The sequence below is a fragment of the Microbispora corallina genome (assembly GCF_016863035.1).
GTDB classification, from domain to species: Bacteria; Actinomycetota; Actinomycetes; order Streptosporangiales; family Streptosporangiaceae; genus Microbispora; species Microbispora corallina.
The window spans coordinates 240,897-265,929 of sequence record NZ_BOOC01000001.1 but is presented as its reverse complement, the minus strand read 5'-3'; the positions used below and the strand labels follow the sequence as shown (position 1 = coordinate 265,929).

Here is a 25,033-nt window from a genome sequence, read left to right as displayed (position 1 = left end):
TTGATCGACAAGGAGTAACTTTTCCATTACCAAAAGTAGTAAAATCAATTTTGTAGTCAGAGAAACGTGCCTTGACGTTGCCGGACGGGGCATGGACCAGCTAGTTTCCCCTCCCGTCCGAGTACATCGACAAGAAATTCGAGGTGACCCGGCGTGGCTCTTCCTCCCCTGACCCCCGAGCAGCGCGCCGCAGCTCTTGAGAAGGCTGCCAAGGCACGCAAGGAGCGTGCCGAGGTCAAGAACCGGCTCAAGCACGGCGCGGTTTCTCTGGCTGAGGTGCTGAAGGATGGGCAGACCGACGACGTCATCGGCAAGATGAAGGTCTCGGCTCTGCTGGAGTCGCTCCCTGGCGTCGGCAAGGTCCGCGCCAAGCAGCTCATGGAGCGCCTTGGTATCGCCGAATCCCGCCGTGTGCGGGGTCTCGGCGCCAACCAGCGCGCCTCCCTGGAGCGCGAGTTCGGCGGCGCCGAGAGCTGATCTCGGCAAAGCACGAACGTTCCACGGGGGTAGAGAGTGACCGACACGTCCTGGTCCGCTGGCGATCGGGCCCACGAGGCAGCCGCTACCAGCGGATCCCGGGCGGCGGGCGGTGACCCCTCGCCCCCCAGCCGGCGCCTGACGGTCCTGTCCGGTCCGTCGGGCGTCGGGAAGTCCACGGTCGTCGCCGAGCTCCGGCGGTCCCACCCCGAGGTGTGGCTGTCGGTCTCGGTGACAACCCGGAAGCCCCGCCCGGGGGAGACGCACGGCGTGGAGTACTTCTTCGCCGACGACGCCGAGTTCGACCGGCTGATCTCCTCGGGAGAGCTTCTGGAGTGGGCCGAGTTCGCCGGCAACCGGTACGGCACTCCCCGCCGCCCGGTGCTGGAGATGCTGGCCGCCGGGACGCCGACGCTGCTGGAGATCGACCTCCAGGGCGCGCGGCAGGTGCGTGCCACCATGCCCGAGGCGCTGCTCGTCTTCCTGGCCCCCCCGAGCTGGGAGGAGCTGGAGCGGCGGCTGCGCGGCCGGGGCACCGAGCCGCCCGACGTCATCGCCCGCCGGCTGGAGGTCGGCCGCGACGAGATGGCGGCGGAAAAGGAATTCGACCTCACCCTGGTCAACACTTCCGTCAAGGACGTGTGCCGCCGGCTGATAACCTTGATGGGAAACTCACCTAGCTAGGGGAATCACGACGTGGCAAGCAGCTCCGCTTACGCGGAAGGCATCACCAACCCGCCTATCGACACGCTTCTCGACATCGTCGACAGCAAGTACAGCCTCGTGATCATGGGTGCGAAGCGGGCGCGCCAGATCAACGCCTACTACTCCCAGCTCGGCGAGGGCCTGCTCGAGTACGTCGGCCCGCTCGTCGAGACCCACGCGCAGGAGAAGCCGCTGTCCATCGCGCTGCGCGAGGTGGCCGAGGGCCTGCTCACCTCCGAGCCCATCGAGGGCTGACCCCGTTCGTTGGAGACGGCCGGTCGGGGCCGTGTGTGAACCGGTGAGGGATTCGTTGCGATGACGTCCGTCGTGCTGGGGGTCAGCGCGGGCATCGCGGTCTACAAGTCCTGCGAGCTGCTGCGCCTGTTCACGGAGTCCGGCCACGACGTCCGCGTGGTGCCCACGAGGGACGCGCTGCGGTTCGTCGGCGAGCCCACGTGGGCGGCGCTGTCCGGCAACCCGGTGACCACCGAGGTCTGGGAGTCGGTCCACGAGGTGCCGCACGTGCGCATCGGGCAGCACGCCGACCTCGTCGTCGTCGCGCCCGCCACCGCCGACGTGCTCGCGCGGGCCGCCCACGGCCTGGCGAACGACCTGCTCACGAACACGCTGCTGACGGCGCGCTGCCCGGTCGTGTTCGCGCCGGCCATGCACACCGAGATGTGGGAGCACCCGGCCACCCGCGCCAACGTCGCGACGCTGCGCGAGCGCGGCGCGATCGTGCTCGACCCCGCCGTCGGCCGGCTCACCGGCGCCGACTCCGGCCCGGGGCGGCTGCCCGACCCAGCCGAGATCTTCGAGGTCTGCCGTCGCGTGCTCGCCGGGCGTCCCGCCGACCTCGCCGGCAGGCACGTGGTGATCTCCGCGGGCGGCACCCGGGAGGCGATCGACCCGGTCAGGTTCATCGGCAACCGCTCGTCCGGCCTGCAGGGGTACGCCCTGGCCCGCACCGCCGTGGCCCGGGGGGCCGAGGTGACGCTGGTGTCGGCCAACGTCGCGCTGCCCGACCCGGCGGGCGCGAAGGTCGTCAGGGTCGAGTCGGCCCGCGCTCTCCGCGACGCCGTGCTGGCCGCGGCCGACCACGCCGACGCGGTGGTGATGGCCGCCGCCGTCGCCGACTTCCGGCCCGTGCGGGCGAGCGACACGAAGATCAAGAAGTCGGCGGCCGAGCCCGACCCCATCCGCCTGGCGAAGAACCCCGACGTGCTGGCCGAGCTCGGCGAGGTCCGCCGGGAGCGGCGGGCGGCGGAGAGCGGGCCGTACCCGCGGGTGATCGCCGGGTTCGCGGCGGAGACCGACGACGTCCTCGCCAACGGGCGGGCCAAGCTGGAGCGCAAGGGCTGCGACCTGCTCGTGGTCAACCAGGTGGGGGAGGGGCTCGCCTTCGGCACGCCCGACAACGCGGCCGTGGTGCTCCTGGCCGGGGGCGGGAGCGTGGAGGTTCCACGGGGTCCCAAAGAGGATCTCGCCGACGTAGTGTGGGACCTGGTGGCCGAGCGCCTCGCCTGATCCCCGCGTCTCCCCGCACGGTTCTCGGCGGGCCGCCGCCCGCCATCACGGGTCGGGCTTTTGCGAGGGAGCGATCGCCATGCCGGTGTCCGCCGCGATCAGGGAGCGCTGCCGGGCGATGCTGGGCCCGGGTGAGGACATCCGCTACGTCTTCCCCGCCCTGTCGCTGCCGCCCCCCGCGACGATCGGGTTCCTGGTCGTGGTGACCGACCGTTCGATCACGCTGCTGTCGACGAAGATGTTCCGGCGCGACGAGCCGTCCGGGGTTTGGGCCACCTACCCCCGCCGTACGCGGCTGGGCCCGATCGAGTTCGGCGCCGGGCCGCGGATCGAGCTCGGCGGGATGGTGTTCGAGGTGGACGACGAGTACATCGCGGTGATCGCCGCGGCCGACGCGGAGGCGTTCTCGCCGGGCGACCTCCCGAGGGACCCCTTACCGGACCTGTGAGGGCGTCCGCAATCCCCGATTGCCGCACTCCCAGGTTGCTCAACGTCGCGCCGCAATGCGGACGGCTTCGCCCCGCCGCAGCCGGTGAGGCTACACTCGCCTGAGCATGGGAGTGGCCGCGATAGGGCATATCGCCGCCACTCTCGACACGTCAGCAGCCGCTGCATGAGGAGCCCTGAGTTGTCCCGTCGCCTGTTCACCTCCGAGTCGGTCACCGAGGGCCACCCGGACAAGATCGCCGACCAGATCAGTGACGCGATTCTCGACGCCATGCTCAAGGACGACCCGAAGAGCCGGGTCGCCGTCGAGACGCTGATCACCACTGGCCAGGTCCACGTCGCCGGCGAGGTGACGACGGAGACCTACGTCGACATCCCCGCCCTGATCCGCGAGAAGATCCTGGAGATCGGCTACGACGCCTCGCACAAGGGCTTCGACGGCGCCTCCTGCGGCGTCTCGGTCTCGATCGGCGCGCAGTCGCCGGACATCGCCCAGGGCGTCGACGACGCCTACGAGCACCGCGAGGGCGAGGGCGCCGACGACTTCGACCGCCAGGGCGCCGGCGACCAGGGCCTGATGTTCGGGTACGCCTGCCGCGAGACCCCCGAGCTGATGCCGCTGCCGATCACGCTCGCGCACCGCATGGCCCGGCGGCTGAGCGAGGTCCGCAAGAACGGCACCGTGCCGTACCTGCGCCCCGACGGCAAGACCCAGGTCACGATCGAGTACGACGGCGACCAGCCGGTCCGCCTCGACACGGTCGTCGTCTCCACCCAGCACGCTCCGGAGATCGACCTCAAGGAGATGCTGACCCCCGACATCCGCGAGCACGTGGTCGAGCCCGTGCTGGCCGAGCTGTCCATCGACACCGACGGCTACCGCCTGCTGGTGAACCCGACCGGCCGCTTCGAGATCGGCGGCCCGATGGGCGACGCCGGCCTCACCGGCCGCAAGATCATCATCGACACGTACGGTGGCATGGCCCGCCACGGCGGCGGCGCCTTCTCTGGCAAGGACCCGTCCAAGGTGGACCGCTCGGCCGCCTACGCCATGCGCTGGGTCGCCAAGAACGTCGTCGCGGCCGGTCTCGCCGACCGCTGCGAGGTCCAGGTCGCCTACGCCATCGGCAAGGCCCAGCCGGTCGGCCTGTTCGTCGAGACCTTCGGCACCGAGAAGGTCGCCATCGAGCAGATCCAGGACGCCGTGCTCCAGGTCTTCGACCTGCGGCCGGCCGCGATCATCCGCGACCTCGACCTGCTCCGGCCCATCTACTCGGAGACCGCCGCGTACGGCCACTTCGGCCGCGAGGGCTTCTCCTGGGAGTCGGTGGACCGGGCCGACGCCCTGCGCCAGGCCGCCGGCCTCTGAGTCAGAGCACTCCTCGCGGCGCCGGACGGCGCCCGCCCCCGCGGCGGGCGCCGTCCGCCGTTCCCGGCGGCCGGCCTCTAGCCGAGGACATTGATGGCCCGGGCGATCACCAGGGCCACGACGACCAGCGACAGCGCCGACTGCAGCATCATCATGATCTTGGCCCATCGGGTGAGCGGCATCACGTCGGTGGGGCTGAAGGCGGTCGCGTTCGTGAAGGCCAGGTACAGGTAGTCGACGAAGGTCGCCCGCCACCCCGGCCGGGCGAGGGTCTGCTCGTCCATCTGTGGGAACAGGAACGCGGGGTAGAGCCCCCTGCCCTTGGCCCTGGCGACCGGGCCGCCCCGGTCGAGCTCCCAGTACCACAGCGCGAACAGCAGCACGTTGACCGTCCACACGGCCGCCCCCGTGGTGAGCAGCCGCATCGCGTCGTGCTCCACGCCGTTCACCAGGCGGACGACCTCGCGGAGGATGATCCAGGCGTTGGCCGCGCTGATCGCGCCGATGAGCGTGAGGCTGGCCGTCCGGGTCAGGCGGCTCTCCCGCGTCAGCGTGATCGGGTTGGCCGCGACCAGGCCGACCAGCAGGGCGGACTCCAGGACCGGCATCAGCCAGGGCGGCTGGACGTCGAGCGTGTCCGGCAGCCAGATGTGGATGAGGATCACCAGGATGACGGCGCCCGCGGCCGTCCACCGTCCCTCCGCCTCGGTCTCCCGCAGCCAGACGGGCACCTCGCCGCCCGTCATCTCCCTCGACCGTCCATCGTCCGTCCACCGCCAACCGGTTCCCGTGCCCTCGCGGTCGGCCGGGTCTGGTAGGACGTAGACGTGACCGAGCCGACCAGCGCACCCTACCCGCAGGAGGCGCTCCTCCCGGTGCCGGAGCAGGCCCCCGCGCCCGCTCCCGGCCGTCCCCGGGCGCGCGCCGCCAGGGGGGCGCGGGAGGCCGCCGAGCGGCTGCCGGTCGCCCGGGTCGTGGTCGACACCCCGCTGCCCCACCTCGACCGCCCGTTCGACTACCTCGTGCCCGCCTCGATGGACGCCGAGGCCGTCCCCGGCTGCCGGGTCCGGGTCCGCTTCGCGGGGCAGCTCGCCGACGGGTTCCTGCTGGAGCGGGCCGAGGCGAGCGAGCACACGGGGCGGCTGGCGTTCCTCGACCGGGTCGTCTCGCCGGAGCCGGTCCTCACCCCGGAGATCGCCGGACTGGCACGGGCCGTGGCCGACCGGTACGCCGGGACGATGTCCGACGTCCTGCGCCTGGCCGTGCCGCCCCGCCACGCCCGCGTGGAGGCCGAGGGGCGCTCCCTGGTCCGCCGCGCGGACGCCCGCCCGTCCGAGCCCGGAACGGGCCCGGACGCGGACGGCGAAGCGGAGGAGGAGGGCGACGAGCCCGTGCGCCACGGCCCCGACGCCGAGTCCTGGGGGCTGTACCGGCAGGCCGTCGGGGGCGGCGCCTGGGACGGCTACCCCACGGGCGCGTCGTTCCTGTCGGCGCTGGCCGAGGGCCGCTCGCCGCGGGCCGTCTGGACCGCCATCCCCGGCGTCGGCCCGGAGGGGGCGACCTGGCCGCACGCGGTGGCGGCGGCTGTGCGCGCGACCGCGGCGGGCGGCCGCGGCGCCGTGGTCGTGGTCCCCGACGGCAAGGACGTGGCGCTGGTCGTCGACGCGCTGGGCGACACCCCCCACGTCGCCGTCACGGCCGACCTCGGCCCGGCCGAGCGGTACCGCCGGTGGCTCAAGGCCCTGCGCGGAGAGGCCAGGATCGTCGTCGGCAACCGCCCCGCCGCCTTCGCCCCGGTGCGCGACCTCGGGCTGGCCGTGATCTGGGACGACGGCGACGACCTGCACGCCGAGCGGCACGCGCCGTACCCGCACGCGCGCGAGGTCCTCGGGATCCGGGCGCAGCGGGCCGACGCGGCCATGCTCGTCGGGGGGTTCGCGCAGACGGCCGAGGCCGCGCTGCTCATCGCCACCGGATGGGCCGCGCCGCTGCTGCCCGGCCACGACGAGCTGCGGGCGAGCCTGCCGCGGGTGCGCCCGATCGGCGACGACATGGAGCTGGCCCGCGACGAGGCCGCCCGGGCCGCCCGGCTGCCCAGCCTCGCCTGGCGGGCCCTGCGCCAGGGCCTGGAGCGCGGCCCGGTGCTCGTGCAGGTGCCGCGCCGGGGCTACCTGCCCGCCCTGGCCTGCCAGCACTGCCGCGCCCCCGCCCGGTGCTCCGGCTCGCCCCCGATCAGCCTCGACGCCTCCTCAGGCCGCCGTACGGGGGCCAGGGCGCGGCTCCCCGGAGCCGCGGGCCGCGACGACGGTGGGGAGACCCCCGGGCCGGTGTGCTCGGGTCCTCTGGCGCTGCGCGGCGGGCACGCCGTGCCGTACTGCCGCTGGTGCGGGCGGATCGCCGGCGACTGGCGCTGCCCGCACTGCGGGAGCCCCCGGGTGCGCGCGGTGATCGTGGGGGCCCGGCGCACGGCGGAGGAGCTCGGCCGGGCGTTCCCCTCGGTGGCCGTGCGGACGTCCGGCAGGGACGGCGTGCTGGCCACGGTGGGGGCCGCGCCGGCGCTCGTCGTGGCGACGCCCGGGGCCGAGCCGGTGCCGGACGGCGGCTACGCGGCCGTCGTCCTGCTCGACGGGTGGGCGCTGCTCGGCCGCCCCGACCTGCGGGTGGCCGAGGAGGCGCTGCGGCGGTGGATGAACGCCGCCGCCCTGGCACGGCCGGGCGCCGAGGTCGTGGTGCTGGCCGACGGCCGGATCCCGGTCGTGCAGGCGCTGCTGCGCTGGGACCCGGTCACCTTCGCCGAGCGCGAGCTCGACGAGCGGGCGGAGCTGGGCTTCCCGCCGGCCGTGCGGATGGCCACGCTGACCGGTACGGGGCCGGCTGTCCGCGAGATGCTGGACGACACCGCGCTGCCCGGCGGCGCCCAGGTGCTCGGGCCCGTCCCGGTCGAGGGCGGGCTGGAGCGCGCCATGGTCCGGGTGTCCCGGCACCGGGGGTCGGCCCTGGCCGGCGCGCTGAAGGGGGCGAGCGGGGTGCGGTCGGCGCGGAAGGCGGCTGACGTGGTGCGAGTGAGCATTGATCCGCTCGACCTCATCTGACCGATTCGCGATGCCGAAAGTAACCCGTTAGCGTCTCCCTGTGTCGATCGAATGGGTGAACCGGGCCATCGACGGCCTTCGCGCGTGGGGGCGGGACAAGGACGTCGAGGTCGACGTCGACGAGGTGCGTCTGCTCTGCGACTACGCCAGCGACTACCTCGAGGTGAACGAGCTGGGCGATTTCCGGCCTGGCACGTTCGAGGAGCTCCTGCTCGAGATCTACCCGCGGAAGGTCATCGCCCCGCCGGAGAGCGCCCCCGAGACCGTGGCCGCGGCCCGCACGCTGGTCGAGTTCCTGCTGGAGACGGGCGAGATCGGCAGCAAGACGGCCGAGCGGATGCGGGCGACCATCGACGAGATCGAGCCCGAGATGCCGCGGGCGCTGGCCGACACGACGAAGTTCGGCATGGCCAAGAGCCTGTTCAGCGCGATCGGTCCCGACTCCCTGGACCTGCCCGGCCCGTCGTCCAGGACCGGGACGGGGGAGTCCGGCGGCGAGGACGGGCCCGGCTGCGACTGCCCCGGCTGCGCGCCGCTGCCCGCCGTACGGCTCCCGGCGCGGGAGGAGGTCGTCCGCGCCGTGCGGGAGGTGCCGCTGCTGCTGGACGCCCACCGGGTGGTGACGTGGATGGCCGAGGGCGGCCGCACGACCACGGTCAGGCGGGCCCTGCGGGTGCGCGACGCCCGGGTGATCGCCGAGGAGCTGGGCATCGGGCGGCCCGCCCTGGTGTGGCGGCTCGCCGTCGAGCTCGGGCTGGCCCGGCTGGACGGCACGGCCGTCGCCGCGGCCGAGGGCTTTCGCCCGCTGGACGCCCGGGCGGACGAGGAGCTGCTCGACCTGTGGGCGGGCACCCTGGAGTTCCTGATCGAGGGGCAGGCGGCCCTCACCGGGGAGGACGTGGTGGACGGGGGGATGTCCTCGATCCACGACCTGCTCTACCGGCTCCAGTCGCCGGTGCCCGTCGAGGCGCTGGCCGACTACCTCCGCGAGGTGGCGCCCGACCGGCCGGTGGGGCCGCTGGACGAGGCGCTGACCGGGCTCACGTACACGGGAACGGTCCAGTGGAGCGAGGACGGCCTGTGCCTCACCCCCCACGGCCTGTGGGGGCTGCGCGAGCTGTACACCGGGATGGGCATGGAGGCCCCGCTCGCCCCCGAGCTGGCGGAGGGCGACGCGAGCGGTCTGATCGCCGGGCTCATCACCGACGGCCTGCCGGCCGACGCCGCCGAGCGGGAGATCGTCTCCTGGCTGTCGCGCCGGGCGCCGGAGCAGGCGGCCGCCGAGCTGCTGGCCGCGGTGGCCGGCGCCCCCGCCGAGGTGCGGGGGATCGCCGTGACCATCGTCGACCGGCTGGGCCCCGAGGCCGCCGAGGTGGTCCGGTCGTACCTGGACGACGCGGAGCTGCGCCCGCACGCCATCCACTGGCTGTCGTCGCGCGGGCTCGACGCGCCGGCCCTGACCCCGGAGGAGGTGCTGTGGGTCAGCGTCGACATGCTGGCGCTCGCGCTGCCGGCGGCCGAGGCCGACCCGGAGGGCTTCGCGGAGAACATCGCGGCCTCCGGGCCGCCCGCCCACCTGATCGAGGACATGTGGCGCGTCGAGCACCCCGACGTGGTCGAGGTTCTGGAACTGCTGGGCAACACGCTGCCCGACCGGGCCGCCGCGAAGGCCGCCCGGAAAGCCGCCTTCAAGGCACGTTCGCGGGGCATTCGGTGACTGCTGTGGAGTAAGTTGCTGGAATGGCCGACAGCGACGTGCTCACATTCCCGCCGGTCGAGCTCGCCCCCGAGGAGGAGATCGTCCGGGTGGTGCGGACGGTCCCGCTCGTCCGGGACGCCGAGCGCCTGGCCGCGTGGACCGGCGAGCGCGAGGTCGACGAGCACGGGCTGCTGACCGACGGCGACGCCGCGGCGGCCGTGGGCGAGCTGGGCCTGGAGGCGAGCCGGCTGCGCCTGCTGTGGGTCGTCGCGGTCAACGGGCGCCTCGTCGAGGTCACCCGCCACGGCGCCCGTCCGGGGCCGGGCGTGCCCGACCCGCTGGAGTTCTGGGACGGCGTGGTGATGGACGTCCTCGACCGTACGGAGGAGGGACTGACCGGCTCCGCCGTGGTCGACGAGCACCTCACCGAGATCCTCGCCACGATCTACAGCGTGAAGGAGGGCATGCCGCTGGCCGCCCTGGCCGGGGGCATCCTGCAGGCCCACGAGATCGGCTGCGAGGCCCGCCAGCCCGAGCTGCGGCGGCTGCGGATGACCCTGCCCGCCGAGCTGGCCGAGGCCATGCGGCTGCTGGAGTACTGCGGCCTGATCGAGGTGTCGGGCGACTTCGTCCGGCTGACCGGGCCGGGCGTGTGGGCCGTCCGCCGCGACCTCCTCCGCGAGGGCCACGACGCGCCGTCGCTGCGGGAGGTCGCCGCCTTCGCCCAGCAGGGCGCGGCCGAGCTGATCGACGCCATGCTCGCCGGGAAGGCGTCCGCCAGCGCCGCCACGCTGTGGCTGGAGCGGCGCATGCCCGAGGACGCGGCCCGCGAGCTCATCAAGATCGCCGCGTCCGGCAACGCCGCCCAGCGCGGCACCGCGGGGACCGTCCTTGAGGAGCTCGGCCCGGAGGCGGAGCAGGCGGTGCGCGAGGCGCTCGACGAGCCGATGATGTGGCGCTACGCCGCGGCCTGGCTGGGCGTGCGCGACCTGGAGGCGCCGGCCCTCGGTGAGGGCGACGGCGCCTGGGTGGCGGTCGACACGCTCGCCGCCCTGCTCTACCTGGGCGCGCCGGTGGACTCGGTCGCCCACTTCGACATCCTCGGCGAGGACCTGCTCACGCTGGTGCCCGACATGGGCCGGGTCGACCATCCCGACGCCCTCGCCGTGCTGGAGCTGCTCGGACGGCACCACCCCGACCCCCTGATCGCCAAGACGGCGAGGAAGACGGCGATGAAGGCCCGTTCACGCCCGTAGACTGTGGTGATCCCGCAGAACGTGACGTGAACGGAGCCCGCCGTTGGCCATCCAGCCGATCCGACTGTTCGGCGACCCCGTGCTTCGCACACCGGCGGCGCCGGTGGTCGACTTCGACAAGGAGCTGCGCAAGCTCGTCAAGGACCTGACCGACACGATGATGGACGCGCCGGGCGCCGGCCTGGCCGCCCCCCAGATCGGCGTCGGGCTGCGGGTCTTCACCTACTACGTCGACGATCAGCTCGGTCACCTGATCAACCCCGACCTCGACCTGTCCGACGAGCTGGACACCGAGGGCGAGGAGGGCTGCCTGTCGTTCCCCGGGCTGACCTATCCCACGCCCCGGGCGATCCGCGCCGTGGCCAAGGGCTTCACCATGTACGGCGAGCCGATCACGCTCGAGGGCACCGACCTCATGGCGCGGTGCTTCCAGCACGAGACCGACCACCTCGACGGCGTGCTGTTCATCGACCGCATGGACTCCGCGCAGCGCAAGCTCGCGATGAAGGCCATCCGCGAGGCCGAGTGGAGTGGCCTGTCGGCCCCCGTCGTCAAGGTGTCCCCGCACGTCACGGGTGGGAGGGCCCTGTAGTGCGCCTGGTCTTCGCCGGCACTCCCGAGACCGCGCTGCCGTCGCTGCGCGCCCTGCTGGACTCGCCCCGCCACGAGGTGGCCGCCGTCGTCACCCGGCCGGACGCGCAGTCCGGCCGGGGGCGGAAGGTCCACCCCAGCCCGGTGGCCCAGCTGGCCGAGGAGTCGGGCATCGAGGTGCTCAAGCCGCCGAAGGCCGGAGATCCGGAGTTCCTCGACCGGCTGCGGGCGATCGCGCCCGACTGCTGCCCGGTCGTCGCGTACGGCGCCCTGCTCCCCCAGGCGGCCCTCGACATCCCGCGCCACGGCTGGGTCAACCTGCACTTCTCGCTGCTGCCCGCCTGGCGGGGCGCGGCCCCCGTGCAGCACGCGGTCCTGCACGGCGACGAGATCACCGGCGCCTCGACGTTCCGGATCGTGAAGGAGCTGGACGCGGGCCCGGTGTTCGGGGTGCTGACCGAGGCCGTGCGGCCCGACGACACGAGCGGCATCCTGCTCGCGCGGCTCGCCGACGCCGGGGCGGGGCTCCTGGTCGGCACGCTCGACGGCATCGAGGACGGCACGCTCGAGGCCCGGCCGCAGCCCGCCGAGGGCGTCAGCCTGGCGCCCAAGATCGAGGTCGACGACGCCCGGATCGACTGGGGCGCCCCCGCCATGCGGGTGGACCGCCTGGTCCGCGCGTGCACCCCCGCGCCCGGGGCCTGGACCGAGCTCCACGGCCAGCGGGTCAAGATCGGCCCGGTGCGGCCCGCCCCCGAGGCGGACAAGCTCGCGCCCGGCGAGATCGCCGCCACCAGGAGCGCCGTCCGCGTCGGCACCGGCACCCACCCCGTCGAGCTGACCGAGGTCCAGCCGCAGGGCAAGCGCGTCATGGACGCCGCCGAGTGGGCCCGGGGCGTCCGCTTCACCGGCGGGGAGAGCTTCGCGTGACCCGGTGGGAGCGGGCGGCATGACCAGGCGGGGTGACAGGGGCACCGGACGCGGGCCGGGAGGCCGTCCGCCGGCCGCCCAGGGACGCGCGCGGCCGCGCAGGGACGAGGCCCGCAACGCCGCGTACGACCTCATGCGCGCGGTGGACGAGCGCGACGCGTACGCCAACCTGCTGATGCCGACCCTGCTCAGGCAGCGCCGGATCTCCGGACGCGACGCCGCCCTCGCCACCGAGCTCGCCTACGGCACGCTGCGCGGGCTGGGCACCTACGACGAGGTCATCGCCGCGTGCAGCGACCGCGCCCCGGAGGACGTCGACCCGCCGCTGCTCGACGCGATCCGGCTCGGCGTCCACCAGTTGCTGCGCACCCGCATCCCGCCCCACGCGGCGGTGAGCGCCACCATCGACCTGGTCAGGCTCCGCGTCGGCCCCGGGCCGTCCCGGTACGCCAACGCGGTGCTGCGCAAGGTCGCCGGGCGGACGCTGGAGCAGTGGCTGGAGATCGTCGCCCCGCCCGCCGACGAGGACCCGATCGGCAACCTCGCCGTGACCCACAGCCACCCCCGCTGGATCGTGTCGGCCATGCGCGACGCCCTCGGCGGCGACCTCGGCGAGACGGCCGCCCTGCTGGAGGCCGACAACGAGCGGCCGCGCGTCGCCCTGGTGGCCCGCCCGGGCCGCGCCACGCTCGACGAGCTCGTCGAGGCAGGGGCCGAGCCGGCCGCCTACTCGCCGTACGCGGCCTATCTGCCGGAGGGGGACCCGGGCTCGATCCGGGCCGTCGGCGAGGCCAGGGCGGCCGTGCAGGACGAGGCGAGCCAGCTGGTCGCGCTGGCCCTCGCCCGCGTGCCGCTGGAGCGCGACCGGAGCTGGCTCGACATGTGCGCCGGCCCGGGCGGCAAGGCCGGGCTCCTCGACGCCCTCGCGACGCAGCGGGAGGCGCGGCTGCTCGCGTCCGACGTGCAGTACCACCGCGCCCGGCTGGTGTGGAACGCCACCCGCGAGGCGGCGGTCGTCACCGCCGACGGCACCGAGCCCGCCTGGCGCCCCGGGGCGTTCGACCGGGTCATGCTCGACGCCCCCTGCACCGGCCTCGGCGCGCTGCGCAGGCGGCCGGAGGCCCGGTGGCGGCGCGACCCCCGCAGCGTCCCTGAGCTGACGCGGCTGCAGCGCCACCTGCTGGTCTCGGCGCTGGACGCGGTGCGGCCCGGCGGCGTCGTGGCGTACGTCACCTGCTCCCCGCACCTCGACGAGACCCGCGCCGTGGTGGGGGACCTGGGCGACCGGGCCGAGACGCTGGACGCGCGGGAGTACCTCCCCGAGGTGCCCGATCTCGGCGACGGGCCGTACGTCCAGTTCTGGCCGCACCGGCACGGGACCGACGCCATGTTCCTCGCGCTCCTGCGCCGGCGCTGACCCCGTCGCTCCCGGCGGACGCGCCGGTCTGAATAGACTGCAGGCACTATGGCCGTACAGATCTCGCCCAGCATCCTGTCCGCCGACTTCGCCCGCCTCGCCGACGAGGCCGCCCGGGTGGAGGGCGTCGCCGACTGGCTCCACGTGGACGTCATGGACTACCACTTCGTGCCTAATTTGACGCTCGGCCTGCCGGTCGTCGAGGCGCTGCTGAAGGCCACCTCGACGCCGATCGACTGCCACCTCATGATCGACGACCCCGACCGCTGGGCCCCGGGGTACGCGGAGGCGGGCGCGGCCAGCGTGACCATCCACGCGGAGGCCGCCAAGGCGGCCGTACGGACGCTGCGGACCATCCGGGCGGCCGGGGCCAGGGCCGGGCTCGCGCTGAACCCGGCGACGGCCGTGGACGGCTACGAGGACCTGCTGCCCGAGATCGACATGCTGCTCGTGATGACCGTGGAGCCCGGGTTCGGCGGGCAGCGGTTCCTCGACATGGTGCTGCCCAAGGTGTCCCGGGCCCGTTCGCTCATCGACAAGCACGGCGGCCAGGTCTGGCTCCAGGTCGACGGCGGCGTGTCGGACGAGACCATCGAGCGGTGCGCCGAGGCCGGCGCCGACGTCTTCGTGGCCGGCAACGCCGTCTACGGCGCCGACGACCCCGCCGCCGCCGTACGCGCGCTGCGGGCGCTGGCCGAGAACGCCTGACCGGCCCTCACGCCTGGCAGAGGCCGGCGGGGGCGCCGATCGGCCGGCGCCCCCTCACGGAAGGCCTCAGGCCAGGGCCGGGTCGAGGACGACGTCCTCGCCGTGGACGGTGGGGGCCTCGGGGAAGTGGCAGGCCGTCAGGTGGCCCTCCCGGTTGCCGCTGAGCCGGACCAGCGGCGGCACCTCCTGGGCGCACTTGTCCTGCGCCTTCCAGCAGCGGGTGCGGAACCGGCAGCCGGACGGCGGGTCGATCGGCGAGGGCACGTCGCCGGCCAGGCGGATCCGCTCGCGGGGCTCGGCCGCCACGTCCGGCTCGGGCACGGCCGACAGCAGGGCGTGCGTGTACGGGTGCCGGGGCCGCTCGTAGATCGACTGGCGGTCGCCGACCTCCATGATCTTCCCGAGGTACATCACGGCGACCCGCTGCGAGAAGTGCCGCACCACGGCCAGGTCGTGCGCGATGAACAGGAACGCGATGCCGAGGTCCCGCTGCAGTTGCTGCAGCAGGTTGACGACCTGGGCCTGGATCGACACGTCGAGGGCCGACACCGGCTCGTCCGCCACGATCAGCTTGGGGTCGAGCGCCAGCGCGCGGGCGATGCCGATGCGCTGCCGCTGTCCTCCGGAGAACTCGTGGGGGAACCGGTTGTAGTGCTCGGGGTTGAGGCCGACGATCTCCAGAAGCTCCTGGACGCGCTTGTGCCGCCCGCCGGCGGGGTTGATCCCGTTGATGTCCATCGGGCCGCGGATGATCGTGCCGACCGTCTGGCGCGGGTTGAGCGAGCTGTACGGGTCCTGGAAGATCATCTGGATCTCGGGCCGGATCGGCTTGAGCTCCCGGCGCGAGCTGTGGCTGATGTCACGGCCGCGGTAGAGGACCTTGCCCCCGGTGGGTTCGAGGAGCCGGGCGGCCAGCCGTCCGGTGGTGGACTTGCCGCAGCCCGACTCGCCCACGAGGCCGACCGTCTCGCCCTCCGCCACCGTGAGGTCGATCCCGTCCACGGCGTGGACGGCCCCGACCTGGTGCTTGACCAGTACGCCGCCGCGGATGGGGAAGTGCTTCACCAGCCCCTGGAGCTCCAGGAGGGTCTCGTTCATGCCGGTTCCTCGATCTGGGCGGTACGGATGTCCTTCTTCTGCTGGAGGGTGAGGTAGCAGGCGTCGCCGTGACCCGACTCGGGCGAGATGTCGGGGCGCTGGTGGAAGCACAGCTCCGGGCCGGCCAGTTGCGGGTAGTCGCAGCGGGGGTGGAACGGGCACCCGGGCGGCGGGGTGAGCAGGCTCGGGGGCGTGCCGCGCACCGGGTGCAGCGGCTCGTCGACGGCCGCGTTCAGGCGGGGCATCGACGAGAGCAGGCCCCACGTGTAGGGGTGGCGGGGCTCCCGGAGCACCTCGCGGACCGTGCCGCGCTCGGCGGCCCGCCCGGCGTACATGACCAGCACGTTGTCGGCGGTGTTGGCGACGACGCCGAGGTCGTGGGTGATCAGGATGATCGCCGTCCCGAACTGCTGCTGGAGGTCCTTCAGCAGGTCGAGGATCTGGGCCTGGACGGTCACGTCGAGCGCGGTCGTCGGCTCGTCGGCGATCAGCAGGTCGGGGTCGCAGACGAGGGCCATCGCGATCATCGCGCGCTGGCGCATACCGCCGGAGAACTCGTGCGGGTAGTGGTCCACCCGCGTCTTCGGCTGCGGGATGCCGACGCGGTCGAGCATCTCGACGGCCCGCTCGCGGGCCTCCTTCTTGCTCGCGCCCTTGTGCTTGCGGTAGACCTCGCCGATCTGCCGGCCGATGGTGTGGAAGGGCGACAGCGAGGTCAGCGGGTCCTGGAAGATCATGGCGACCCGGTCGCCGCGCAGCCGCTCCATCGTCCCGCGGCCGGCCGACAGCAGCTCCTGGTCCTCCAGCCAGATCTCACCGGCGATCTTCGTGTGCGCGGGGTCGTGCAGGCCGAGGATGGCGAGGTTGGTGACCGACTTGCCCGACCCGGACTCGCCGACGATGCCGAGGGTGGTGCCCTTCTCCACGTCGAAGGAGAGGCCGTCCACGGCGTGGACGACGCCGTCCTCGGTGCTGAACTCGACGCTGAGGTCGCGGACGGACAGGAACGGCCCGGGGCCGCGCGAGGTGCCCTGCTCGCCGCTCCACGACACGGTGGTCACTTGCTGCTCCTGTTCCTCGTTCTGTGGTGCATGGCCCGGCCTCAGCCGATCCGCACGCGCGGGTCGATGACGGCGTACAGGACGTCCACCACGATGTTCAGCACCACGATGGCCGCCGCGCCCACGATCGTCACGCCGAGCAGCATCGGCAGGTCGGTGTTCTGCACGGCCCGTACGGCGAGCTCGCCGATGCCGTGGAGGCTGAACGTCTGCTCGGTGATGATCGCGCCGCCCAGGAGCGTGGCGAGGTCGACGCCGAAGATCGTGATGATGGGGATCATCGCGCCCCGCCAGGCGAACCGGAAGAACACCGACCGGCTCGACATGCCCTTGGCCCGCGCCGTCCGGACGTAGTCCTCGGCGAGCTGCTCGACCATCTGGGAGCGCGTCATGCGGGTGTAGTTGGCGGTGAAGATGATCGACAGCACGACCCACGGCAGCAGCAGATGGGTGAACCAGCCCAGCGGGTCCTCGGTGAAGGCCACGTACGAGGGGCGCGGCAGCAGGCCCGCCGTGTCCACGAGGTAGAAGGCGAGCAGCGGGCCGACGAAGTAGATCTGCAGCGACGCGCCGACGACGGACGAGGCGCTGGCGATCTTGTCGAGCGGCTGGCCGACCTTCCAGGCCGCGAGCATGCCGGTCAGGATGCCGAAGGAGAGGATCACCGCCGAGGCGCCGATGGTGAGCGACAGCGTCACCGGGAAGCGGTCGACGATCGCGCCGAACACCGGCTCCTGCGTGGCGAAGGAGTAGCCCAGGCAGGGCGCCGGGCAGGCGCCGAACTGGACGAAGTCCCGCCCGGCGAAGATGCCCACCAGCCAGTGCCAGTACTGCACGAACAGCGGCTCGTCCATCCCCAGGTTGTGCCGGATCAGTGTGAGCGTCTCAGGACGGCAGATCTTGCCGCAGAACGCCCGCGCCGGGTCGCGAGGGATGGCGTAGAAGAGGTAGAACGTGACGGCACTGATGATCAGGAGGATCACCAGGGCGCCGAGGATTCGGCGTACCAGAAAACCGGTCATGGCGTCGCACTTGCTCCAGCGGGCGGAACGGGCCGGGGGCCCGCCGCCCCGCCCCGAGGGGGCGGAGGCGGCGGACCCGGAGGACTGCTACTTGACCCAGATGTCGAGCGCGGACTGCTCGCCCTCGATCGGGTCCATCTTCACGCCGCCGAGGCCGGAGCCGTAGAGGCCGAAGTAGGTCTGGTAGTACTCGGGGACGATCGCCGCCTGCTCCATGATCTGCCGGTCGATCGCGGCCCACGCCTTACCGGCCGCCGCGGCGTCGGTGATGGCGTTGGCCTTGTCGATGGCGTCGTTGATCGCCGGGTCGTTCAGGTGCGTGTAGTTCGGCGAGTTGTCCGTGATGAGACGGCCGTCGAACTGCGGCTGGATCGCGGTCGAGCCGGTCGGCCAGTCGGCCGCCCAGCCGCCCCAGTAGACGTCGTACTTGTTGTCCACCGGGCCGATCGCGTCATAGTACGTCGCCGGGTTGAGCGGCTTGGCCACGACGTTGAAGCCGGCCTTGGTCAGGGCCTCCTTGATGGCGACCGTGATCTTCTCCTGCGTCGGCGTCTGGTTGTACGCGTAGACGAGGGTCTGGTTCACCTTGCCGGCCTGCTGCAGCAGCTGCTTGGCGGCGTCGGGGTCGCCCTCCGGCTTCTTGAGCTTGCCGTACAGGTCGAACGGCTCGTAGCCGAGGACCGTGGGGCTCATGACCGTGGTGGCGATCTTACCGGTGTTGATCTCGCCGCCCTCGATCTGCTGGATCTGCTTGGCGGGCCAGGCGGTGATGATGGCCTTGCGGACGTTGACGTCGGGGATCCGCTTGGTGTTGATGTTGTAGAACGTCGTGAACGGCGTCAGGCCCTGCACCGAGCGCTTCATCGCCTCGGCGTTGCCCAGCACCTCCTGCACGCGCTCGGCGGCGACCGCGTTGTGGAAGGTGAACGCGTTCTTGTCGTTGCCGGTGTCGGCGAGGAACCGCTCGGTCGTCTGCTGGGCCTGCACGCCGAACTCCATGTGGAACTTGTCCGGGTAGGCGTGCCGGATGGAGTCGGTGTTCTTGTCCCAGTTCGGGTTGCGCTCCAGGTCCAGCGACTTGTCGGTGACGTGGCTCACGATCTTGTACGGGCCGGCCGAGAAGGGCTGCTTGTCGTACTTCTGCTTGGTGTCGTGCGCCTTCGGCACCGCGCCGTAGCCGGTCATGGCCACGGTGAAGTTGAAGTCGGGGTGGAGGCCGTTGAGGTGGAAGACCACCGTCTTGTCGTCCGGAGTCTCGATCGTGTCGAGCTCCTTGCCGTCGTACGGGCCCTTGTACTGGTCCCGGAACGGCTTCTTGGCGTCGGGGACGAGCCAGCTCTCGGCGTAGTCCGGGCCCTCGGTGATGAAGTCCGCGAACAGGCGCTCGAAGCTGTACTTGATGTCACCCGAGGTGATCGGGGTGCCGTCCTCCCACTTCACGCCGTCCTTCAGCGTGAACTTCCAGGTCTTGCCGCCGTCGGTGGTGGTGCCGGCGTCGGTGGCCAGGTCGCCGACGAGCTTGATGTTGCCCGAGTCGTCGTGCTTGTACGCCGTGAGCCGGCGGGTGAACAGCTCCGAGACCGAGGAGTTGTAGTTCAGGTAGACACGGCCCGGGTCCAGGTGGCTGAAGTCGTCACGGTCGATCATGTAGACGGTGCCGCCGGACTTGGCGCCGGGGATCTCCGGGGCGGGGCCCTTGGAGTCATCGGCCGTGCCGACCGCGATCGCGCTGACCGCCTTGTTCTCCAGCGGCTTCTGGGAGCCGCCCGCGGCGGTGTCGGGGGCGCCGCCGCCGCCACCCTTGGCGCAGCCCGCCAGGGCCAGCGCGCCGATGGCGAGGACGGCCGTCACCGAGGCGTATCGCCTGCTGTGCGATCTCATGTGGTCCTTCCTATGGGGGAGAGCGCCTCGTCAGCGCTTCGTCTTGGGGTCGAAAGCGTCGCGGATCGAGTCGCCGAGAAGGTTGAACGCGACCACGAAGATCAGCATCGACACACCGGGGAAGATCAGGTACGTCACGTCGGAGTGGTAGACGTTGGCGCCCACCTGGAACATGCGGCCCCAGTCGGGGGTCGGCTCGGTCATGCCGACCCCGAGGAAGCCGAGGCCCGCCTCGGCCCCCACGTACAGCGGGAGCGCGAGGGTCGCCTGGATGATGATCGGGGTCCACAGGTTGGGCAGGAGCTCCTTGAAGACGACCCGGCCGGGCGAGGCGCCCGTCACGCGGGCCGCCTCGACGAACTCGCGGGTCCGCAGCGACAGGACCTGGGCGCGCAACAGGCGCGCGATCGTGGCCCACCCGAGCACGGTCAGCACCAGGCAGATGGACACGTACCGCAGCCAGGTCGGCGTCTCCTCCTCGGGCAGCACGATGGCCGCCTCGACGACGGGCAGGAAGACGATCAGGAACAGCTGCGAGGGGAAGGCCAGGAGCGTGTCGATGACCCGGCCGATCACGTAGTCGGTCTTGCCGCCGATGTAGCCGGAGGTGATGCCGAGCACGACGCCGATGATCGTCGACAGGACGGTCACGATCACGGCGATGCTCAGCGAGGTCCTGATGCCGTAGACGAGCTGCATGAAGACGTCGCGGCCGAGGCCCGGCTCGAGGCCGAACCAGAACTCGCCGCTCATCCCGCCGTTGGGCGCGATGGGGTAGCCGTAAGGGTTCAGCAGCCCGGGCCGGTCCTGCCCGTAGGTGCTGTACGGGTCCTTGCCGTACAGCATCGAGATCACCGGGGCGAGGATGGCGACCAGGAAGAACCCGAGGACGATGACGGCCGAGACGACACCCGTCCTGTCGCGCCGGAACCGGCGCCACATGAGCTGGCCGGGCGATCGGCCGACGATGGCGGGGCCGGAACCGGCCGGCTCGGCGGACGCCGCTGCGTCCGCCACGGCGTCGGTCGTGGCCGAGGAGGGGAACGTCATGGTGCGGTGCTCCCGGAAGGACCATTAACGATCGGAAGAGATCCGACTATAGGGAACCCTGGCAACTAATTATGCAGGGGTCAATCACTTGACGCGGGCGATGCGCTTCTTGCTTGCTTCGTTGTCCAAAGTAAATCAGCTTGTGTCCTGGAACCCGGTTGACCTTGGAAGATGCGCCAGGCAACACTGCATATTACATAAAGAGTTTTGTGTCACGGTTTTGTGACACAACTCGGACGGGGTCCAGACACTCATCACAACCCCGGATGATCCTTGCTGATCACCGCAATCGCGCACAAGCGCCAACGTCCCGGGCATGGCACACTGGTGGGGACAGAGCAAGCGTGCTCCGGGGTCGGTGAAATTCCGAACCGGCGGTGACGCCCCTGCCCGGGGCGGCAGTCCGCGACCCGGCCGAAGCCATCGGCCGGTGGACCTGGTGTGATTCCAGGACCGACGGTGAAAGTCCGGATGGGAGGAAGCGCGCGAGCGGGCGTCCGTGCCGTGAGGCACCGGCGCGCCCGCTGACGTGGTCGTGCGACCGCGTCCCACACCCCCGGGGCCCGCCTTGCCGGCGCAGAAGCGACAGGCGAGAGGAAGGGTCCGGGGTGACCTCTCGGGACATCCAACACATGAGGCGCGCGGTCGCGCTCGCCGCCCGGGGACAGGGCGGCACCAGTCCCAATCCGGTGGTCGGGTGCGTCGTGCTCGACGCGTCGGGCGAGGTCGCGGGGGAGGGCTTCCACGCGTACGCGGGCGGCCCGCACGCCGAGGTCGTGGCCCTGCGGGAGGCGGGGGAGCGGGCCAGGGGCGGCACGGCGTACGTGACCCTGGAGCCCTGCAACCACACCGGCAGGACGGGCCCCTGCGCGGGCGCCCTCCTGGAGGCCGGGGTGGCCCGGGTCGTCGTCGCCGTGGCCGACCCCAACCCCGTGGCGGCGGGCGGCGCCGAGACCCTCGCGAGCCGCGGCGTCCGCGTGGAGGCCGGGCTGCTCGCCGAGGAGGCCGAGCGCGTCAACGCGGCCTGGCTCACCTTCGCCCGGTCCCGCCGGCCGTACGTGACCTGGAAGTTCGCCGCGACCCTGGACGGGCGCTCGGCGGCGCGGGACGGCACCAGCCAGTGGATCACCTCCCCGGAGGCGCGGGCCGAGGTGCACCGCCTGCGGGCCGAGAGCGACGCCGTCCTCGTGGGCGTCGGCACCGTGCTGGCCGACGACCCCAGCCTCACCGCCCGGGTCCCCGAGCCCCTGCGCGCGCGGCCCGTGCTGCGCGTGGTGGCCGACCCCGGCGCCCGCACCCCCGCCTCCGCCCGCGTCCTCGACGACGCCGCCCCCACCCTGGTCGCCGTCGCCGACGACGCCGTCGTGCCCCCGCACCTGGCCGGAGCCGTACGGCTCCCGCGCGCGGACGGCGGAATACATCTCCGCGCCCTCATGGCTGAGCTGCACGGGAGGCAGATCGTGAGCGTGCTGCTTGAGGGCGGCCCGACCCTGGCCGGCTCGTTCCTCAGGGAGGGACTGGTCGACCGGGTCGTCGGCTATCTCGCGCCGGCGTTGCTGGGCGCGGGCGCGGCCGCGCTCGGCCCCGCGGGCGTCGAGACGATCGCCGAGGCGCATCGCCTGGAGTTCGAGGAAGTCACCCCCGTCGGGCCGGATCTCAGGATCGTCCTCCGGCCGCAATCCCCTAAGGAGAGCTGAGATGTTCACCGGAATCGTCGAGGAGCTCGGCGAGGTCGTCGCGGTGGAGGAGCTGGACGCCGGCCGGTCGGCGCGGCTGACCGTCCGCGGGAAGGTCGTCACCGGCGACGCCCGGCACGGCGACTCGATCGCGGTCAACGGCGTGTGCCTCACGGTGGCGGCCGTGGACGGCGACGCGTTCACGGCCGACGTGATGAAGGAGACCCTCGACCGGTCGTCGCTGGGCGCGCTGCGGCCCGGATCCCCCGTCAACCTGGAGCGCGCCGTACGGGCCGACCAGCGGCTCGGCGGCCACATCGTGCAGGGCCACGTGGACGGCACCGGCGCCGTCGTCTCCCGCGAGCCGGCCGAGCACTGGGAGGTCGTGCGGATCTCCCTCCCGCCCGGCCTGGAGCGGTACGTGGTGGAGAAGGGGTCGATCGCGGTGGACGGCGTCAGCCTCACCGTGGTCGCCGCCGACGCCGGGAGCTTCACCGTCAGCCTGATCCCCACGACCCTCGAGCTCACCACGCTCGGACACAAGCAGCCGGGTGACCCGGTCAACCTGGAGGTGGACGTGATCGCCAAGTACGTCGAGAAGCTGACCGCGGGAGCCCGGGCATGAGCTGGACCGACGCGGGATTCGACGTGCTGGGGCAGCACGTCCTGTGGACCGACCTGGTGGGCAACGCGGCCGCGCTGACCACGGTCTGGCTCGCCATCAAGAAGACGATCTGGACCTGGCCGGTGCAGCTGGTCGGCTCCGTCCTGCTGTTCACGGCCTCGATCAGCGCGCACATCACGGGCAACGCCCTCAAGCAGGCGCTGTTCGGCCTGCTGGCGGTCTACGGCTGGGTGCGGTGGTCGCGCGGCACGCGGGACGGCGCGCAGCTGCCGATCCGGCCCGCGACCCGGCGCGAGCGGACGTGGCTCATCGCGGTGATGGCGGCGGGGACCGTCGCCGTCGCGCTGCTGTTCACCTACCTCAACTCCCGGGGGCTGAACATCTCCTGGGCGCCGTGGCCCGACGCGTACATCTTCGTCGGCAGCGCGGTCGCGACCTGGGCGCAGGGAAGGGCCCTGGTCGACTTCTGGATGATCTGGGTGGCCGTGGACGTCGTCGGCGTGCCGCTGGCGGTCCGCTCGGGCCTGGTGGTCTCGGGGCTCGTTTACGGATTGTTCTTCGTGATGGTCCTCATCGGGTTCCGGGACTGGCTGCGCCAGTCGCGCGCCCCGCGGCCCGAGGCGGTGACGGTGTGAAGGAGATCAGGCTCGACCCGGTCGACCGCGCCATCGCCGACATCCGCGACGGCCGGCCGGTCGTGGTGGTCGACAACGAGAACAGGGAGAACGAGGGCGACCTCATCTTCGCGGCGGCGAAGGCCACCCCGGAGCTGGTCGCGTTCATGATCCGGTACACCAGTGGCGTCGTCTGCGTCGCGATGGAGGGCGCCGAGCTCGACCGGCTCGGGCTGCCGCTGATGGTCACCGACAACCGCGAGCACCTCCGGACGGCCTACACGATCAGCGTGGACGCCCGGGACGGCGTGACGACAGGCATCTCGGCGGCCGACCGGGCCAAGACGATCCGGACGCTGTGCGACTCGGCCACCGAGCCGTACGAGCTGGTCCGCCCCGGCCACATCTTCCCCCTGCGCTACCGCGAGGGCGGCGTGCTGGTCCGCCAGGGCCACACCGAGGCGGCCGTCGACCTCGCCCGGCTGGCCGGGCTGTCGGCCGCGGGCGCGCTCGCCGAGATCGTCAACGACGACGGCACGATGGCCCGGCTGCCCCGGCTGCGGGAGTTCGCCGACGAGCACGACCTCGCGCTCGTCACGATCGAGCAGCTCGTCGAGCACCGCCGCCGTTCCGAGCGGATGGTCACTCGCGTCGCCGAGACCCGCATCCCCAACCGGTACGGCGAGTGGCGGGCCTACGGGTACGCCAGCGCGCTCGACGGCGGCGAGCACGTGGCCCTGGTCTACGGCGACCTCGGCGACGGCGAGAACGTGCTGGTGCGGGCGCACTCCGAGTGCCTGACCGGCGACGTGCTCGGCTCGCTGCGCTGCGACTGCGGCGTGCAGCTCGACAGCGCCATGCGGACGATCGCCGAGCAGGGCCGCGGGGTGATCGTCTACCTGCGCGGCCACGAGGGCCGGGGCATCGGCCTGCTGGCCAAGCTGCGGGCCTACAGCCTCCAGGACAACGGCAGCGACACCGTGGACGCCAACCTGGAGCTGGGGCTCCCGGTGGACGCGCGGGAGTTCTCCAACGCCGGCCAGATGCTGGCCGACCTCGGCGTGAAGTCGGTCCGGCTGCTGACGAACAACCCGGCCAAGATGCGCGGCATGGACGGATACGGCATCAAGGTCCTCGGCCGCGAGCCGATGCCCGTGGCGATGAACCCGTACAACGAGAGGTACCTGGCGGCCAAGCGCGACCGGCTGGGCCACGACATCCCTGAGACGGAGGACGAATGAGCGGCGAGGGACGTCCCGGGGCCTCCCCGGTCGACGCGAGCGGGCTGACCGTGGGCGTCGTCGCGGCCCGGTGGCACGAGAAGATCACCGACCAGCTGGTGGCGCGGGCGCTGCGGGCGGCCGAGGACAGCGGGGCCGAGGCGCTCACCGTCCGGGTGGCGGGCTCGCTGGAGATCCCGGTCGTGGTCCAGGCGCTCGCCCGCCGGTGCGACGCGGTCGTGGCCCTCGGCGCGGTGATCCGCGGCGACACGGCCCACTTCGACTACGTCTGCGACTCGGTGACGGCGGGGTTGACCAGGATCGCGCTCGACGAGTCGACCCCGGTGGGCAACGGGGTCCTCACATGTGACACGCTTGATCAAGCGGTCGAGCGGTCCGGGCTGCCGGGCAGCAAGGAGGACAAGGGCTACGAGGCGACGATGGCCGCCCTCGAGACGGCCCTCACCCTCCGCCGCCTGGCGACCTGAGCCGCAGACCCACCAGGGATGACGCATCCCGCCCGTCCGAGCTGGGAAAACCATCAGTGATCACGCACAAGCCCGCACGA

The 25,033-nt window shown here is 72.4% G+C and carries 24 protein-coding genes and 1 riboswitch; of the genes, 18 read left to right on the top strand and 6 right to left on the bottom strand.

What is annotated here, in order from left to right:
- Nucleotides 1–153: 153 nt before the first annotated feature.
- The 6 genes from mihF to metK all read left to right on the top strand — a co-directional run bounded on the left by mihF (nt 154) and on the right by metK (nt 4,525).
- A complete protein-coding gene (mihF, locus tag Mco01_RS01220) occupies nt 154–477 on the top strand; it encodes an integration host factor, actinobacterial type (protein ID WP_030450375.1) in 324 nt (107 codons plus the stop codon).
- Nucleotides 478–615: 138 nt separating this feature from the next.
- Nucleotides 616–1,161, top strand: coding sequence for a guanylate kinase (gene gmk / locus Mco01_RS01215; protein WP_051458076.1), 546 nt, complete (start codon nt 616–618; stop codon nt 1,159–1,161).
- A gap of 12 nt (nt 1,162–1,173) precedes the next feature.
- Nucleotides 1,174–1,437 carry a DNA-directed RNA polymerase subunit omega gene (rpoZ, locus tag Mco01_RS01210; protein WP_036321521.1) on the top strand — a complete coding sequence of 88 codons (264 nt, stop codon included), beginning with the start codon at nt 1,174–1,176 and terminating at the stop codon, nt 1,435–1,437.
- 60 nt (nt 1,438–1,497) lie between these two features.
- Nucleotides 1,498–2,709 carry a bifunctional phosphopantothenoylcysteine decarboxylase/phosphopantothenate--cysteine ligase CoaBC gene (gene coaBC, locus Mco01_RS01205; RefSeq protein ID WP_204055030.1) on the top strand — a complete coding sequence of 404 codons (1,212 nt, stop codon included), beginning with the start codon at nt 1,498–1,500 and terminating at the stop codon, nt 2,707–2,709.
- 79 nt (nt 2,710–2,788) lie between these two features.
- Nucleotides 2,789–3,157 carry a hypothetical protein gene (locus tag Mco01_RS01200; RefSeq protein ID WP_036321516.1) on the top strand — a complete coding sequence of 123 codons (369 nt, stop codon included), beginning with the start codon at nt 2,789–2,791 and terminating at the stop codon, nt 3,155–3,157.
- A 180-nt stretch (nt 3,158–3,337) separates the two neighbouring features.
- The gene (metK, locus tag Mco01_RS01195; RefSeq protein ID WP_204055029.1) at nt 3,338–4,525 is read left to right on the top strand and encodes a methionine adenosyltransferase; all 1,188 of its coding nucleotides are present in this window, start codon (nt 3,338–3,340) and stop codon (nt 4,523–4,525) included.
- Between the two features lie 77 nt (nt 4,526–4,602).
- Here the strand turns inward: metK and Mco01_RS01190 are convergent, their stop codons facing one another.
- Nucleotides 4,603–5,271, bottom strand: a complete 669-nt coding sequence (locus tag Mco01_RS01190; RefSeq protein ID WP_204055028.1) for a DUF1345 domain-containing protein — start codon at nt 5,269–5,271, stop codon at nt 4,603–4,605.
- Between the two features lie 81 nt (nt 5,272–5,352).
- On the opposite strand from Mco01_RS01190, the gene Mco01_RS01185 reads away from it, so the two are divergent.
- Genes Mco01_RS01185 through rpe form a run of 7 tightly spaced genes read left to right on the top strand, consistent with a single transcriptional unit; the run spans nt 5,353 to nt 14,218 of the window.
- Nucleotides 5,353–7,617 (top strand): primosomal protein N', encoded by a 2,265-nt coding sequence (locus Mco01_RS01185; RefSeq protein ID WP_204055027.1) that lies wholly within the window; start codon nt 5,353–5,355, stop codon nt 7,615–7,617.
- Between the two features lie 40 nt (nt 7,618–7,657).
- Nucleotides 7,658–9,334 (top strand): hypothetical protein, encoded by a 1,677-nt coding sequence (locus Mco01_RS01180; RefSeq protein WP_239103248.1) that lies wholly within the window; start codon nt 7,658–7,660, stop codon nt 9,332–9,334.
- Nucleotides 9,335–9,357: 23 nt separating this feature from the next.
- Nucleotides 9,358–10,572, top strand: a complete 1,215-nt coding sequence (locus Mco01_RS01175; RefSeq protein WP_204055026.1) for a hypothetical protein — start codon at nt 9,358–9,360, stop codon at nt 10,570–10,572.
- 43 nt (nt 10,573–10,615) lie between these two features.
- Nucleotides 10,616–11,164, top strand: a complete 549-nt coding sequence (gene def / locus Mco01_RS01170) for a peptide deformylase (RefSeq protein ID WP_036321499.1) — start codon at nt 10,616–10,618, stop codon at nt 11,162–11,164.
- Nucleotides 11,164–12,093: a methionyl-tRNA formyltransferase gene (gene fmt, locus Mco01_RS01165; RefSeq protein ID WP_204055025.1), complete on the top strand. Its 930-nt coding sequence runs from the start codon at nt 11,164–11,166 to the stop codon at nt 12,091–12,093. The genes def and fmt overlap by 1 nt, the downstream gene beginning before the upstream one ends.
- A 19-nt stretch (nt 12,094–12,112) precedes the next feature.
- Nucleotides 12,113–13,510 carry an RsmB/NOP family class I SAM-dependent RNA methyltransferase gene (locus Mco01_RS01160; protein WP_204055024.1) on the top strand — a complete coding sequence of 466 codons (1,398 nt, stop codon included), beginning with the start codon at nt 12,113–12,115 and terminating at the stop codon, nt 13,508–13,510.
- A gap of 48 nt (nt 13,511–13,558) precedes the next feature.
- The gene (rpe, locus tag Mco01_RS01155) at nt 13,559–14,218 is read left to right on the top strand and encodes a ribulose-phosphate 3-epimerase (protein WP_204055023.1); all 660 of its coding nucleotides are present in this window, start codon (nt 13,559–13,561) and stop codon (nt 14,216–14,218) included.
- A gap of 66 nt (nt 14,219–14,284) precedes the next feature.
- Here the strand turns inward: rpe and Mco01_RS01150 are convergent, their stop codons facing one another.
- The 5 genes from Mco01_RS01150 to Mco01_RS01130 form a co-directional block, all read right to left on the bottom strand.
- Entirely contained in the window at nt 14,285–15,316 is a 1,032-nt protein-coding gene (locus Mco01_RS01150; protein WP_051457866.1) for an ABC transporter ATP-binding protein, read from the bottom strand.
- Entirely contained in the window at nt 15,313–16,377 is a 1,065-nt protein-coding gene (locus Mco01_RS01145; protein WP_204055022.1) for an ABC transporter ATP-binding protein, read from the bottom strand. Before Mco01_RS01145 ends, Mco01_RS01150 begins: the two co-directional genes overlap by 4 nt.
- 41 nt (nt 16,378–16,418) lie before the next feature.
- On the bottom strand, nt 16,419–17,399 hold the full coding sequence (locus Mco01_RS01140) for an ABC transporter permease (RefSeq protein ID WP_204055021.1): 981 nt from the start codon (nt 17,397–17,399) through the stop codon (nt 16,419–16,421).
- An 87-nt stretch (nt 17,400–17,486) separates the two neighbouring features.
- Nucleotides 17,487–19,280, bottom strand: coding sequence for an ABC transporter substrate-binding protein (locus Mco01_RS01135; protein ID WP_204055020.1), 1,794 nt, complete (start codon nt 19,278–19,280; stop codon nt 17,487–17,489).
- A gap of 30 nt (nt 19,281–19,310) precedes the next feature.
- Nucleotides 19,311–20,330: an ABC transporter permease gene (locus tag Mco01_RS01130; RefSeq protein WP_204055019.1), complete on the bottom strand. Its 1,020-nt coding sequence runs from the start codon at nt 20,328–20,330 to the stop codon at nt 19,311–19,313.
- 340 nt (nt 20,331–20,670) lie between these two features.
- Nucleotides 20,671–20,819: riboswitch (FMN riboswitch) on the top strand.
- 119 nt (nt 20,820–20,938) lie between these two features.
- Between Mco01_RS01130 and ribD the strand changes: the two genes are divergently transcribed.
- Genes ribD through ribH form a run of 5 tightly spaced genes read left to right on the top strand, consistent with a single transcriptional unit; the run spans nt 20,939 to nt 24,953 of the window.
- On the top strand, nt 20,939–22,027 hold the full coding sequence (ribD, locus tag Mco01_RS01125; RefSeq protein ID WP_344056224.1) for a bifunctional diaminohydroxyphosphoribosylaminopyrimidine deaminase/5-amino-6-(5-phosphoribosylamino)uracil reductase RibD: 1,089 nt from the start codon (nt 20,939–20,941) through the stop codon (nt 22,025–22,027).
- 1 nt (nt 22,028) lies between these two features.
- The gene (locus Mco01_RS01120) at nt 22,029–22,631 is read left to right on the top strand and encodes a riboflavin synthase (protein WP_204055017.1); all 603 of its coding nucleotides are present in this window, start codon (nt 22,029–22,031) and stop codon (nt 22,629–22,631) included.
- On the top strand, nt 22,628–23,266 hold the full coding sequence (locus Mco01_RS01115; RefSeq protein WP_204055016.1) for a nicotinamide mononucleotide transporter family protein: 639 nt from the start codon (nt 22,628–22,630) through the stop codon (nt 23,264–23,266). The genes Mco01_RS01120 and Mco01_RS01115 overlap by 4 nt, the downstream gene beginning before the upstream one ends.
- Nucleotides 23,263–24,486 carry a bifunctional 3,4-dihydroxy-2-butanone-4-phosphate synthase/GTP cyclohydrolase II gene (locus tag Mco01_RS01110; RefSeq protein ID WP_239103247.1) on the top strand — a complete coding sequence of 408 codons (1,224 nt, stop codon included), beginning with the start codon at nt 23,263–23,265 and terminating at the stop codon, nt 24,484–24,486. The genes Mco01_RS01115 and Mco01_RS01110 overlap by 4 nt, the downstream gene beginning before the upstream one ends.
- Nucleotides 24,483–24,953 carry a 6,7-dimethyl-8-ribityllumazine synthase gene (ribH, locus tag Mco01_RS01105; protein WP_204055015.1) on the top strand — a complete coding sequence of 157 codons (471 nt, stop codon included), beginning with the start codon at nt 24,483–24,485 and terminating at the stop codon, nt 24,951–24,953. Before Mco01_RS01110 ends, ribH begins: the two co-directional genes overlap by 4 nt.
- Nucleotides 24,954–25,033: the final 80 nt, after the last annotated feature.

Bases quoted from the DNA above. Each gene is read 5' to 3' on its own strand.
- Mco01_RS01140 (WP_204055021.1), bottom strand. From the start codon at position 17,399: ATGACCGGTTTTCTGGTACGCCGAATCCTCGGCGCCCTGGTGATCCTC.
- coaBC (WP_204055030.1), top strand. From the start codon at position 1,498: ATGACGTCCGTCGTGCTGGGGGTCAGCGCGGGCATCGCGGTCTACAAG.
- Mco01_RS01120 (WP_204055017.1), top strand. From the start codon at position 22,029: ATGTTCACCGGAATCGTCGAGGAGCTCGGCGAGGTCGTCGCGGTGGAG.
- Mco01_RS01150 (WP_051457866.1), bottom strand. From the start codon at position 15,316: ATGAACGAGACCCTCCTGGAGCTCCAGGGGCTGGTGAAGCACTTCCCC.
- Mco01_RS01200 (WP_036321516.1), top strand. From the start codon at position 2,789: ATGCCGGTGTCCGCCGCGATCAGGGAGCGCTGCCGGGCGATGCTGGGC.
- Mco01_RS01160 (WP_204055024.1), top strand. From the start codon at position 12,113: ATGACCAGGCGGGGTGACAGGGGCACCGGACGCGGGCCGGGAGGCCGT.
- Mco01_RS01115 (WP_204055016.1), top strand. From the start codon at position 22,628: ATGAGCTGGACCGACGCGGGATTCGACGTGCTGGGGCAGCACGTCCTG.
- Mco01_RS01130 (WP_204055019.1), bottom strand. From the start codon at position 20,330: ATGACGTTCCCCTCCTCGGCCACGACCGACGCCGTGGCGGACGCAGCG.
- ribH (WP_204055015.1), top strand. From the start codon at position 24,483: ATGAGCGGCGAGGGACGTCCCGGGGCCTCCCCGGTCGACGCGAGCGGG.
- Mco01_RS01135 (WP_204055020.1), bottom strand. From the start codon at position 19,280: ATGAGATCGCACAGCAGGCGATACGCCTCGGTGACGGCCGTCCTCGCC.
- Mco01_RS01190 (WP_204055028.1), bottom strand. From the start codon at position 5,271: ATGACGGGCGGCGAGGTGCCCGTCTGGCTGCGGGAGACCGAGGCGGAG.
- Mco01_RS01175 (WP_204055026.1), top strand. From the start codon at position 9,358: ATGGCCGACAGCGACGTGCTCACATTCCCGCCGGTCGAGCTCGCCCCC.
- rpe (WP_204055023.1), top strand. From the start codon at position 13,559: ATGGCCGTACAGATCTCGCCCAGCATCCTGTCCGCCGACTTCGCCCGC.